Consider the following 12,683-nt stretch of genomic DNA (forward strand, 5'->3'; position numbering starts at 1 on the left):
CCTTGTTCCTTTACAAATCACGTTTTTTTATATGATTGAAGTATAACATACAAATTCGTGGTTATATCGTATTTCGTTTTTTGGTATCGTCATCCAGGGATTACGATCGAAGCTGGTTTACGAGCCCCATCATTTGATCGCCCATGGAAATTGTTCGAGAATTAAATTGATAGGAACGCTGTGTTACCATTAAATCAGCCATTTGCTGGCCAATATCTACATTGGATTGTTCCAATGCACCGCTTTGCAGAACTTCCGTATTTAGGTCTGCAGCCTGGATAATTTCTGTCGCGTCAAAACCTAAGTTTTCTGTATCAGGCAGGCGGAACATATTTTGGCCAGCAGCTTCAAGCAATCGTGGTCGCACTGCTTCCACTACCGCAAGTTGTGCTTCTACAGCTTGCTGTCCACCACGTGAAACAATCATCTGACCATTTTCACGAATATCAATGGAATCGAAGCCTTCCGCAATTACAATGGGCCCATTTTGACCAAGTACGGGATTCCCATCTGCAGTTGTTAGCATTAGACTCTGATTATTGTTTACTGGGTTAAGAAAGAATGAACCGTCTCTCGTGAAGAGCGTATTTTCCTGCCCGTTTTCATTCACTTGGACTTGAAAAAGGTGGTTGTCCTGTTTTAAGGCTACATCTAGCGCACGATTTGTCTCCAAAATAGAACCATGTGTAAGGTCTATATTCGTAGAACCCAATTTGGCACCAGATCCAACCCGGATGCCATCTGGTGTCAATCGGCCTTCTGCATTTGCTTGGTCAGACAAATTATTTACTTGTTGAATAAGTAAGGAGCTAAAATCAGCTTGGCGTCCTTTATATCCGGTTGTCTGACTGTTCGCCATATTATTCCCGATTAGGTCGAGTTTCTGTTGCAGCTGGTTCATCGTTACAGCCGCTTGTATCATCATTTGAGACATATTAGTCCCTCCTAGAAAAAGGGTATTGCTATGTTAACCAATTCGGCCAATTTCCGAAACCGTCTTACCTAAACTTTCGTCATAGGCGCGCAACACTCGCTGATTTGTTTCAAACATTCGGTATGCAGTCATCATATCTGTCATTGTTTGTAATGTATTCACATTGGATCGTTCTAGGAATCCTTGCTGAATAGAAAAAGTTGCATCAGCAGGGACGTCCTCAGTCTCACCGGCAAAAAGATCATTTCCCTCTTTTGTCAGTGTATTCGCATCTGCTGAATAGGCAATCCCAAGTGCTATTACCTGTTCTGGCGTTTGCAGCATACCTTCTGGGGTTACCGTGAACTCCATTCCATTTGTCTGAATCGGATTACCTGTATCATCAAGGACATAATAGCCATGATTAGTAACAAGAAATCCCTGGCCGTCCACAGTAAAATTACCATTTCTTGTGTATCTCTCTTCACCGGCTTCATTTTGCACCGCAAAGAGTAAGGTTCCTGCTTCATCGGGTACGTTTCCACCTACGATAGCCAAATCCGTCGTTATCCCCGTTTCTCTTATATCACCTTGCGCAAAATTCGGTACGGTTTCCTGTACATATACACCTGTATTAATGGAACCAATCGTGTTTTGAACTGGAAGGTTTAGCCCACCTTGTGAAGTGGGTATATGTTTGGATGATCCCATTTCATGAAGCAGCATTTCAGGAAAAGCACGGATTGTCGTCTGATCTGCCTTATATCCTGGTGTATTCGCATTAGCAATATTATTAGACAATGCTTCCTGCTGGCGCTGTTGGGTAATCATTCCACTCGCAGCAGTATAAAAGCCTCTTAACATGTGTAAACCTCCTTTGGGACAAAGGGTCAGTGACCCGTCCCAGGGCCCTCTAAAAGTAAAAAGCCTTTCATAAGATAGGCTTTTTACAAAAACTGATAACTGGGATTAGGAACTTGTCCCCGTCCCACTCAGCCGAATTTTTTGCGTTCGATTTTATCGATATTTTCAAGCATAATTCCTGTTCCTTTTGCCACACAGTCCATTGGATCTTCAGCAATGAATACAGGTACTTTCAATTCTTCAGCTAATAGCTGGTCAATGCCATGCAGCAATGCCCCGCCACCTGTCAGGATAACACCACGATCGATAATATCTGCTGATAATTCTGGTGGTGTGTGTTCCAGAACAGCTTTAGCAGCTTGGACGATGAGTGCAACAGATTCCATTAATGCAGCGTGGATCTCTGGTGAACCTACCGAAATTGTCCGTGGAAGTCCACTTACCATATCACGTCCGCGAATATCCATTGTTTCGTTACGAGAATTTTCAAAAACTGTTGCAACATTTATTTTTATTGCTTCAGCTGTACGTTCTCCAATGAGAAGCTTGTATTTTTTCTTAATGTACTGCAGGATGTCGATATCAAATTTATCACCGGCCATTTTGATCGATTCAGATGTAACAATCCCACCCATGGAAAGGACAGCAACATCTGTTGTTCCTCCACCGATATCAACGATCATATTTCCGCTCGGCTGGAAAATTTCCATTCCTGCACCGATTGCGGCTACTTTTGGTTCCTCTTCTAAATAAACCTTCTTGCCGCCGGATTTCTCGGCCGCTTCTTTGATTGCTTTCTGTTCCACTTTCGTAATATTCGTCGGGCAACAAATAAGCATTCTTGGCTTCGATAGAATTCCTTTAACATTAATTTTATTTATAAAATGTTTTAACATTGCTTCTGTTACATCAAAGTCTGCAATTACTCCATCCTTTAGTGGACGGATCGCTTCAATATTTCCTGGTGTACGTCCAACCATGCGAAAGGCTTCTTCTCCAACCTCAAGCACTCTTCCAGTGTTCCGTTCCATGGCAACAACAGATGGCTCGTTTAAAACGATACCTTTACCTTTTACGTGAATCAACACATTGGCAGTTCCAAGGTCGATTCCAATATCTCTAGAAAACATTATCTAGATCCTCCCAGCGTTACTATCTTGCATCGTCATTTTGACATAATGCTACTAATATAATATTTTACCACAAATTACAACAATTAACTGTAGTTTAATCAAATAATTTATGTATAAAAATGTAAAATTCATCTACTACTAAATGAGTTTCACAAAACCTTAGAGTAAACAAAAGTCCGGATAGTTTATCTGGACTTTTGTAAGGGTAGATTATTCGCGATGTATTTTGTCCTTATTCTAATTATTTGCTTAGCCAGCAGGTTTTTCCTGTGGTGCTGTTTTGCCGCCTATTTTATACTTTTGTCTTGTTGCTTCCCCTCCCCTTAGATGGCGAATTGCTTTATGGTGTTCGAGTATTTCTTTAACCTGATTGGCAAGATCCGGATTTATTTCCGGTAAACGTTCTGTCAAATCTTTATGGACGGTACTTTTGGAGACACCAAATTCTTTGGCTATCGTTCGAACCGTTTTTCGTGTCTCCACGACATGCCTTCCTATCCTGATCGTTCTCTCTTTGATGTAATCATGCACACCGTTCGCCTCCCTGAGTTGTTTACTTCCGAGGTGTTTGGCCTAAAGACATGGTGTTGCGACAGGTATTTAGAATTCAAGGAACAACGCTAGAGACAAGAATATTGGTATTGGTTATCACCAGTTCGATAATTGAAAAAATTACGGCTGCGGGGTGAATATTCTATGTGGTTTAAGCATAAGGAAGATAATTACGACACAACATCACACAAGCTCTCACCTCAGACAATTCGATTGCATGTTTGTAACATCTTATTAGATTTGTGCATGCTTTATGATTAAATTTGTACAAAATACTGATAGGACATGCTGTATTGCTGCTTTTTCCTCGGTTTTTGTACAACATTTAAAAAAAGCCGCTGCATCATCAACTAAAATGACAATGCAGTGGCTTTCTTATAGGAATAGATTACTCTTATAGGCTGTTTTCTAGAAAACTGTGACTGCGGTTACACCGTATTTTATATTAACTACGAAAGTTTGAACCAACAATTCTTTCCGGTGGAACTTTGTAACAGCAATCCCAGATATTAGCCAAAGAGTCTTCTCATAATTCTTTTAACGCATTACCTGGTAGTCTGCTGAAAAAGTAGTCACTTTGCTTTTCAATAAAATCGGTATGAGATTTGATTAATATGCTTCTGTCCTCTTTCGCTTTTCCTAAGTAATAAAGTTCAAAAGGGGACTTATCAGGGAGGTCATCAAGCATTTCGATTACTTTCGATTGATTTCCTTTCGCAAGTTCCAGATGTGCTTGTTCCCCTATATTTGTAGTTTTCAAGTTGTCCACTTCTTTAAAATGGGCAGATAAAAAAGGAATATTATTATTTTCGAGCATGTGAACCATATCATGAAAATTGATTGCTTTTGAAATTTCCAATGATTTATGCAGATGGTAGATTCCCTTTTCATAGGTTTCAAATGTATAGGACAAGCCTAAATACATGTGAATGATAGCATGAACGCGCGGGCTGTCTGTCATTGTTAAAGAACGATAGGCATATTTCCTTGCCATAATCAATTCATTTCGTTTCAAATGATAGATCATATTCATTCGATTAATTCGAACTTTAAAAAAGCTTACCATTATCCGCTCTTCTATTTCCAAAAGATACTGCTGGCATGTCACCATGAGATTTCCTGCTCGGTTAATTTCACCTGTCAGGTGATAAGACTCCTCCTTAATTATTTCGATCAAAAATAATAATTCCGGTTCCTTTGTCGTATATTGTTTAGTGAAATATTCCAATTTCTGTATTGTTTCACATGGGGTATCCCTTCTTAATGCCTGATCAAGCATTACCCGATAAATGAGACCCCAAAGTCTGTTGGAGGGATCAACCGACTCTATATTCCGTTCAATTAAAATACTAAGTTCTTCTAGATAACCATATATATATAAATATTCCATACCTTTTTTCTGTATATTCTTAGACGGGGAATGTAGGCAGGTTTTTACCATCAATTCTCTTTCCGACTCCGTATTATTTCCATCTCGTAATAGATTCATCATCTCTGTTATAGTGAGTTCTGATTGCGTTGTCATAAACTTTTCTAAATACAATTTGATTCCTCCCTTTTCCAACTAGTGGAAGTATTTCTCTCTCTTAATTTTGCATTGGTAGGTAATTCGTATACTTATAATCGAGTGCTAGTCAAAGATGTAAAGATACTTTGTTCACCGAACGAAGTATTCCAATATTAAAGCTTGTTATATGCCTTAAATTTCCAACAACATTTCTTATAATACCACGTTTTATTGCGCTAAATGACTAGTTTCGTTCGACATTTTACGCATAAATAAAAGACTTATTCTATGATTGCTTTCCTGTATAAAGCAAAATACCCCGGTACTTTTTTAAGTACCGGGGCATCTTAATTACTATATTTAAGCATTCTTATCTTCTTCCGTGTCATCTGTTACTTCATCGGATTCTTCTTCTGTTTCATCAGCGTCATCTGCTGGTTGGTCTTCCTCTTCAATTACTTCAGATTCATCCGTCGTATCAGTTTCCTCGCTTACTTCAGAATCTTCTTCGGTTTTCGGTTCTTCAATTACTGGAGAATCTTCTTCCGATTCCGGTTCCTCGCTTACTTCTGATTCTTCTTTAGCTTCTTCAGAAATACTTCCCAGGCTGCTTACAGGTTGATCGAAATAGCTTTCCGGGTTTATTTCTTTCCCGTCTTTTCTGATTTCAAAATGTACATGTGTACCATTGTCATTTCCAAACAGGTTTTTACCTGCTGTTCCGACTTTTTCACCCTGCTTCAATTTGGATCCTGCTTTAACACTGACCTCTTCAAGACTCGCGTAGTAAGTCTTCACTTCATCTTCATGTGCAAGCACAACTACATTGCCTAATAGTGGGTCTTCTTTGACTTCTTCTACGGTACCACTGATCGCTGCAGTCACATCAAATGTTTCTGCATCGGCTGATGTAATATCAATCCCTGTACTTTGATAGAATCGATTATTATACTCTACTAAAGCACTCTCGCGATCTGCTTGTTCTGCGTTGTAATCAAAAAATTTAGTTACGATTTCTGCTTGATCCATGTTGGCTACTGGCATTTGAATTAACTCTTGTTGCTCAACCACTGTTTCTGCATCTTCCTGATTCAGAACTGGACTGTATTCCCCATTTTGTTCCTGGTTGTCTGTAGCATCTGGGACTTGATTTTCGATATTCTGATACCACACAACAACAGATAGCAATAGTGCTGCAATCGTTAAATACACTGCCGGGAAGAACCATTTTTTCCGGTAAATGCGACTCCATTTATTTTTTGGACCGCCGTTGAACTCTTCATTCATAATTAATCACCTCTGCAACCATTGTGAGCAGAAATCTAATAATATATACATCCGTTTCAAAAAAAATATTGTTTTTATGGATTTTTTAATGAAAGTGGGGGAAGTTAAGGGTTTCGGTGGATGAAAAAGAAGCATAGGGACGGTTTCTCTTGCTTCCTTTACCATGTGGATAGCTGGATGCTCAGCAATTGAGACTTCATTACTCCGATGAGTGACCGAGTGAGCCTTCTTACTTTGCGTTTGGGTCTTCATTGCCTGGATGAGTGACCAAGTGAGTATTCTTCCTACGCGTTTGGGACTTCATTGCCTGGATGAGTGACCAAGTAAGTCTTCTTCCTACGCGTTTGGGACTTCATTGCCTGGATGAGTGACCGAGTAAGTCTTCTTCCTACGCGTTTGGGACTTCATTGCCTGGATGAGTGACCGAGTGAGTATTCTTACTTTTCGTTTGGGTCTTCATTACCCCGATGAGTGACCGAGTCAGTATTCTTCCTACGCGTTTGGGACTTCATTGCCTTGGTGAGTGTGCTTTTAAAGACCAAAAAACCCCCGTCTACTTAGAGACGAGGGCTGGTACTGCGTCATTTATTGTACTGATCGCTACATCCTTATAATAGTGATGAACGATATCTTCGTATGTCTTTCCTTCTTTTGCCATTCCATTCGCACCGTATTGACTCATCCCAACACCATGCCCAAAACCTTCTGTTGTGAAAATCAAATGGCCATTGTTTTGTTTAATTTCAAAGTCACTTGATTTTAAATCGAGCTTTTCCCGGACATCTCTTCCCGTGAATGTATTTCCTTCAATACCAATTTCACTGACCCGCCCACTTTCGGTTCTTTCCAGCTCAATCAATAGGGCTGATTCCTGTGGCAAATCTAATTCAAGTGCCGATTCGATCTGTGCAATCGTGTAAGTCTGTTGGTCAAGGAACTTTGGTGACTCCTTATCCCATGGACTCTCTACACTCCTTAAATAGGAAATCTCATTCTCCCAATAATCTTCAGAGTTCTCCGTATGTCCATTACTTGTTGAGAAAAATGCTGCCGTAATTGGTTCTTCATTATGAGTTAATATTTTCCCTTTTGTCGCATCTACCGCTTCTTTTATTTTATTCATTTTTTTAGTGTATTCACTGCCCCACTCTGCTTGCAGTTCTTCTTCACTTTTATAAACCTGATGTTGAACCGTATCTGTTAAATCATAATTGGCTGCATCATCTCCATGAAGCAAATGATTCACGGTAAATGTTCTGGCGGCAAGTGCCTGTGCCTTTAATGCCTCCAGTTCAAATTCTATCGGCATCTCAGAGGCGACTACCCCAGCGACATATGTTTCCAAGGGCACATCCTCTACCGTCTCGACATTGGATCGCATGACCGCCACAGAGAACGGTGATGATTCGACTGCTGCAGCCGACTCTTCATTTTTAACCATCTCACGGCTTGCGATGTCCTCTTGTTTGCTGTCACCAAACAATGCAACGACTATGGATGGAATTGCCAAAATTAACATAAGTAGCATAGATAACATGATGGCGGTTGGTAATTTCCAAGGCCGTTTTCCCCGATCGTTAAAATAAAGCGTTTTTCGATTTTTCAAGGGAATAATTTTCTGTAATTGTGTTGTCTGGCCACTTGAATAATTAGTCTTCCTTTGTTGGCTCTTCATTAATTGCTTTTTTAATGAAGATTTCTTCTTTTTCCATGCTTTCGGAACTGGTTGATGCTTCCTCACAGCCTTCCCCCCTTTGCAGCAATAATTGGATTATTTATTCTAGCATCCCTACTAATCAACTTATACATCTGAACCCCAAAATAGACCATCATTTTTGCACACTTCTTTGACGATAATGTGAATTATTGAATGGATCTTGTATGTTTGAAATATAGTTCAATCAAAACACTTTTGAACCCTGATGTTTTCGTTTAAGCAAGAGTTAAATGGTTTATTACTAATGTTCAAGATTATACACTATAATATATCTTACAAATAAAAATATCCTTTCCATATGTCTAAAAATAACCGACCAGCCCAGTAACATTATCCAAATTCTAAAATTCCCCTTTAGACAAATTACCATCTAAAGGGGGGAGCTTCAAAACTATTTTTTAAAACGTCGCGACTTTATCTCAAATTCACAGTTACCGTTTGTGGTTGCTTTTTGTTAACATCTTTATTTTCAATTGATCCATCATATAAATGGCAGGCAACAAAATGGCCTTGTTCTACTTCTTGCCAAACAGGCTTCTGCTTTGCACAAATGTCCATTGCCACCGGACACCTTGTACGAAAAACACATCCACTCGGTGGGTTAATCGGGCTTGGCAGTTCCCCTTCCAAAATAATTCTTTCCCTTTTTCCCTCGATATCCGGATCTGGTATTGGAATAGCAGAGAGCAATGCTTGTGTATACGGATGTAATGGGTTTTCATAGAGTTCGGCACTACTTGTCAGCTCCACGATATTCCCTAAATACATCACACCAATGCGGTCTGAGAATTGTTTTACCATCGATAAATCATGGGCAATAAACAAAAACGTCAGTCCCTTATCTTCTTGTAATTGTTTCATCAAATTAACTACTTGTGCCTGGACAGAAACATCCAAGGCAGAAATAGGTTCATCGGCAATAATAAAATCAGGATCCAATGCCAATGCCCGGGCAATACCAATCCGCTGACGCTGTCCACCACTAAACTCATGTGGATAGCGGTTGGCATGTTCGCGATTTAGCCCCACTTCTTCCAGCAGCTCATATACCCGCTCGGTCACTTCCTTCTTCGTTTTAAATAACCCATGAACCTCCATCGGCTCGGAGATAACTTCTCTGACGGTCGATCTTGGATTCAGTGATGCATATGGATCCTGAAAAATCATTTGCATTTTGCGATAAAATTTAAATCGCTCTTTTTCATTTAAGTTATGTACATTTTCATTATCAAAAATTACATCGCCATCCGTTTTATTGTACAGGCCAAGAATTGTCCGCCCAATCGTTGATTTACCACAACCAGATTCACCAACAAGGCCAAATGTTTCCCCTCTATTCACATGAAAACTGACATCATTTACAGCCTTTAGTAGCTCACCTTTTCCCATATCAAAATACTTTTTTAGATTTTTAACTTCCAATAGTTTATCTTCCATCATTAGCTCTCCTCTGCTGCTTTCCAATATCTTCTCGCTGCACAAAGTTCCTTTTCATATTTCGTTCCTTTGATATTGGTAATCTCAATTCCTTTGCCTGTTTGCGGGGAATGAAGCATCTTACCTTCTCCATAATAAATCCCGACATGATGGAGACTACCTTTCCCCTCTTCATATGCGAAAAACAGCAAATCGCCAGGCTTCAGCTCAACAAATTTCACTTTCTCCCCCGCCGCTGCCTGATCTCCAGCATCCCTTGCGATTTGATAGCCATTCGCTTTATGCACCGCATAGGCAAGACCAGAACAATCATAACCAAAAGAACTCATTCCACCCCAGAAATAATTGAGGCCAATATAAGCTTCACCCGCATTAACAATGTCCTGTCCACTACCTTTACCCAGACCTTTAGTTGTTGAAAATATCTTTGTTGCATCTATTGGTAAAAACATATCACCATGTGGAGTTAGGACTTTTATTCGCGATGTCCCAGTTTCTTTAACTGGCAAAAATGTCATATAACTAAGCTTCATGAATTGCTCATCGTTTTCTGTTTCCAGCCAAACCTTATCTTGTATGACCGCAGCAGTCTCTGTGGTGTACCATTCACTTTTTTCCACCTTCACCAATTGATTGATCGGCACCCAACCAGGATAGCCACGCACATCCTTTTTCGACCCTTGCGAAGGTATAACAACATTGGCCCAGTCATCAACTATTTCAATAACCAAAACAGTTTCACCATATAAAAGCTGTGTCTGAATCCGGTTTTCATCGCATAATGCTAGGCTATCTTTATAGGAAAGACTATTCACCCATTTATCTATGTTTGTCGGAATGCCAGTTCCATCCGCATCGATTTCCCGCGCTGATTCCGGCTTCGTCCAAACAGTTGCCACCTGCACAGCGGTCACCCATAATTCTTCTGGAAATGGATCTAACGTGTGATTAGACATTTTGGTACTCCTTTCTTGTCTTTGGGATATGGATGCTGGCTTGTTGCGCGACTTCTGGCCGGGATTGCGCCATTTTAGCGCTGTATTGCACTACTTCGAGCCGGAATCGCACCACTTTAGCGCTGTGTTGCACTACTTCGAGCCGGCATTGCACCACTTCAGCGTTGTATTGCACAACTCCATTCAATTCCCCGCACTTTCCTCCAATATAAATGAATCATTAATCGACTTAATTCCTAATCCAGGTTCATTTCCTAATTCAATGGTGCTGCCATGATAAGTAATTCCACCATTTGCTATATCTCCTTTTAGCATTAACGGGGCATCGAAATCATAGCGGGTTACGTTCGGTTGGCTTGCTGCAAAATGGGCTGCAGCTGTGATGCCTATTTTGGTTTCGATCATACTTCCGACCATGCAATCTACCCCATATATAGAGCTGAGTTTTGCAATCTTTATTGCCTCGTGGATGCCACCCGCTTTCATTAGTTTAATATTAATTAAATCGGCTGCTCCCATATCTAAAACTTGCTTTGCATCATGGGCTAAAAATACACTTTCATCTGCCATGATTGGGGTTTCCGTATGATTGGTAACATATTTTAATCCTTCTAAATCATGTGCTTTAACTGGTTGTTCCATTAACTCGATATCAAGCCCAAGCTCTTCCATTTTCCTTATCGCCCGGACTGCCTCTTTTGCCTGCCAGCCTTGGTTAGCATCGAGGCGAATTACTACTTTTGGTCCTATTTCTTTTCTAACTTTCTTGATCCGCTCGATATCTGTAGCAATATCATTTTTTCCAACTTTGATTTTTAATACTGAAAATCCATCATTAATATACTTCCTTGCGTCAGCGGCCATGTCTTCCGGACTGTTCACACTGACCGTATAATCGGTCTCTAAACGTTCATGATATCCCCCGAGAAACTGATGGAGTGGCAGTTTTGCAAGTTGTGCAATACAATCATAAAGCGCCATATCAATTGCTGCCTTTGCACTCGTATTGCGAACCATACTTTTTTCGATTTTCTCAAACAGTTGCTCACGTGCTATGAGTGATTCTCCGATTAATAGTGGTTTAAAAATAGCTTCAATTGCATATTGAATGCTGCTCATGCTGTCACCAGTAATGACATGTGTTGGTGGAGCCTCACCCCAGCCAACGGTACCATCATCGCAGGTCACTTTTACGATAATCGTTTCTGCAACAGTTACTGTTCGGAGTGCCGTTTTAAATGGTGTATGTAGTGGAATAGCACCCCGAAACGTTTCAATTGATTGGATTTGCATGCTGCTCACCTCCTGAGTAGTTTATGCTGTTAGTACCACCCCGCTACAATCATTTAGCACTTACATAACCCCTGGTTCAATTACTAATGTTTTATCCTTGGTTGATAGTTTGGCTATTGCTCCGAGTGGAACAGAGAAATTTGGAATACAGTGTCCTATTTTAAATCCGCTTAATACCGGACCAGTGAAATCCGTAAAATAGTCTTGGAAAACCTGTTCAATCGTGAGTGACAATTTCAAATTTGACTCTGCTTCTGCAAAGTCTCCAATAATGAACCCTGCCGCTTCCGTTAGTTTTCCTGCAAGCCTAAGCTGATTCAGCATGCTATCAACACGGTAGGGCTCCTCTCCGATATCTTCAAGAAGTACAATTTTATCTTTTGTATCCATCTCGTAGGGAGTTCCAAGCGTACTGACAAGTAATGATAGATTCCCGCCAACGAGTTGCCCCTCGACAATTCCAGCAGCATATTCTTTTAATGGATTCAATTTTTCACAATAGATCAAGCGTGTTGGTTCAAAAAGTTGTTGGAACAATTGTCCAGTAAATTCATCAAATTCATCTTTTGCTATATCAGAGGCAAGCATGGGTCCGTGGAATGTGATAAGATCTGTTTTTTGGCGGATTGCTGTATGTAAATAGGATATATCACTGTAGCCCCAGATAATCTTCGGGTTGCGTTTTATTAAGTCATAATCGATTTGGGAGGCAAGACGTCCTGTTCCATAGCCACCCCGGGCAAAGATGATTGCTTTAACATCTTCGTCCGCAATCATGTCATGGAAATCTTCCAAACGTTGTTCATCCGTTCCAGCCAAATAACCGTAAACTTCCTTGATATTTTTTCCTAGTTTAATATGGAGACCCATCTTTTCAAAAAACGGAATGGCCCTATTTAATTTTTCTATATCAGGTGGACCCGCCGGAGCAATAACCCCGATTGTGTCACCTTTTTTTAATCGATTTGGACGAATCATTGGCAACCCTGCTTTCCGGTTATAGATGAAAAGGGAGAGGCTCACA

At 40.3% G+C, this 12,683-nt stretch carries 11 protein-coding genes; all 11 read right to left on the bottom strand.

From position 1 onward, the window contains the following. Positions 1-100 precede the first annotated feature (100 nt). The 11 genes from BV906_RS11105 to BV906_RS11165 all read right to left on the bottom strand — a co-directional run bounded on the left by BV906_RS11105 (position 101) and on the right by BV906_RS11165 (position 12,637). Positions 101-934 carry a flagellar hook-basal body protein gene (locus BV906_RS11105; protein ID WP_087973605.1) on the bottom strand — a complete coding sequence of 278 codons (834 nt, stop codon included), beginning with the start codon at positions 932-934 and terminating at the stop codon, positions 101-103. 33 nt (positions 935-967) lie between these two features. Beyond that, positions 968-1,777, bottom strand: a complete 810-nt coding sequence (locus tag BV906_RS11110) for a flagellar hook-basal body protein (RefSeq protein ID WP_087973606.1) — start codon at positions 1,775-1,777, stop codon at positions 968-970. A 128-nt stretch (positions 1,778-1,905) separates the two neighbouring features. After that, positions 1,906-2,907, bottom strand: coding sequence for a rod shape-determining protein (gene mreB / locus BV906_RS11115; protein ID WP_087973607.1), 1,002 nt, complete (start codon positions 2,905-2,907; stop codon positions 1,906-1,908). 252 nt (positions 2,908-3,159) lie between these two features. Then, positions 3,160-3,441 (bottom strand): sporulation transcriptional regulator SpoIIID, encoded by a 282-nt coding sequence (gene spoIIID / locus BV906_RS11120; RefSeq protein ID WP_087973608.1) that lies wholly within the window; start codon positions 3,439-3,441, stop codon positions 3,160-3,162. A gap of 547 nt (positions 3,442-3,988) precedes the next feature. Further along, on the bottom strand, positions 3,989-5,005 hold the full coding sequence (locus BV906_RS11125; protein WP_087973609.1) for an AimR family lysis-lysogeny pheromone receptor: 1,017 nt from the start codon (positions 5,003-5,005) through the stop codon (positions 3,989-3,991). A gap of 324 nt (positions 5,006-5,329) precedes the next feature. Continuing rightward, positions 5,330-6,256 carry a stage II sporulation protein SpoIIQ gene (gene spoIIQ / locus BV906_RS11130; RefSeq protein WP_087973610.1) on the bottom strand — a complete coding sequence of 309 codons (927 nt, stop codon included), beginning with the start codon at positions 6,254-6,256 and terminating at the stop codon, positions 5,330-5,332. A 553-nt stretch (positions 6,257-6,809) separates the two neighbouring features. Beyond that, a complete protein-coding gene (spoIID, locus tag BV906_RS11140; RefSeq protein ID WP_245844086.1) occupies positions 6,810-7,997 on the bottom strand; it encodes a stage II sporulation protein D in 1,188 nt (395 codons plus the stop codon). Positions 7,998-8,387: 390 nt separating this feature from the next. Further along, positions 8,388-9,410, bottom strand: coding sequence for an ABC transporter ATP-binding protein (locus BV906_RS11145; RefSeq protein ID WP_087973612.1), 1,023 nt, complete (start codon positions 9,408-9,410; stop codon positions 8,388-8,390). A gap of 2 nt (positions 9,411-9,412) precedes the next feature. Further along, a complete protein-coding gene (locus BV906_RS11150) occupies positions 9,413-10,366 on the bottom strand; it encodes a C40 family peptidase (RefSeq protein WP_087973613.1) in 954 nt (317 codons plus the stop codon). A 183-nt stretch (positions 10,367-10,549) separates the two neighbouring features. Further along, the gene (locus BV906_RS11160) at positions 10,550-11,659 is read right to left on the bottom strand and encodes a mandelate racemase/muconate lactonizing enzyme family protein (protein ID WP_087973615.1); all 1,110 of its coding nucleotides are present in this window, start codon (positions 11,657-11,659) and stop codon (positions 10,550-10,552) included. A 60-nt stretch (positions 11,660-11,719) separates the two neighbouring features. Beyond that, positions 11,720-12,637 carry a S66 peptidase family protein gene (locus BV906_RS11165; protein WP_087973616.1) on the bottom strand — a complete coding sequence of 306 codons (918 nt, stop codon included), beginning with the start codon at positions 12,635-12,637 and terminating at the stop codon, positions 11,720-11,722. Positions 12,638-12,683 lie beyond the last annotated feature (46 nt).

Source organism: Oceanobacillus rekensis (assembly GCF_002153375.1).
GTDB lineage: Bacteria > Bacillota > Bacilli > Bacillales > Amphibacillaceae > Oceanobacillus > Oceanobacillus rekensis.

What these genes read in the sequence shown, in the direction of transcription:
- mreB (WP_087973607.1), bottom strand. Translation starts at nt 2,907, where the DNA reads ATGTTTTCTAGAGATATTGGAATCGACCTTGGAACTGCCAATGTGTTG.
- BV906_RS11165 (WP_087973616.1), bottom strand. Translation starts at nt 12,637, where the DNA reads ATGATTCGTCCAAATCGATTAAAAAAAGGTGACACAATCGGGGTTATT.
- BV906_RS11160 (WP_087973615.1), bottom strand. Translation starts at nt 11,659, where the DNA reads ATGCAAATCCAATCAATTGAAACGTTTCGGGGTGCTATTCCACTACAT.
- BV906_RS11145 (WP_087973612.1), bottom strand. Translation starts at nt 9,410, where the DNA reads ATGGAAGATAAACTATTGGAAGTTAAAAATCTAAAAAAGTATTTTGAT.
- BV906_RS11110 (WP_087973606.1), bottom strand. Translation starts at nt 1,777, where the DNA reads ATGTTAAGAGGCTTTTATACTGCTGCGAGTGGAATGATTACCCAACAG.
- spoIIQ (WP_087973610.1), bottom strand. Translation starts at nt 6,256, where the DNA reads ATGAATGAAGAGTTCAACGGCGGTCCAAAAAATAAATGGAGTCGCATT.
- BV906_RS11105 (WP_087973605.1), bottom strand. Translation starts at nt 934, where the DNA reads ATGTCTCAAATGATGATACAAGCGGCTGTAACGATGAACCAGCTGCAA.
- BV906_RS11150 (WP_087973613.1), bottom strand. Translation starts at nt 10,366, where the DNA reads ATGTCTAATCACACGTTAGATCCATTTCCAGAAGAATTATGGGTGACC.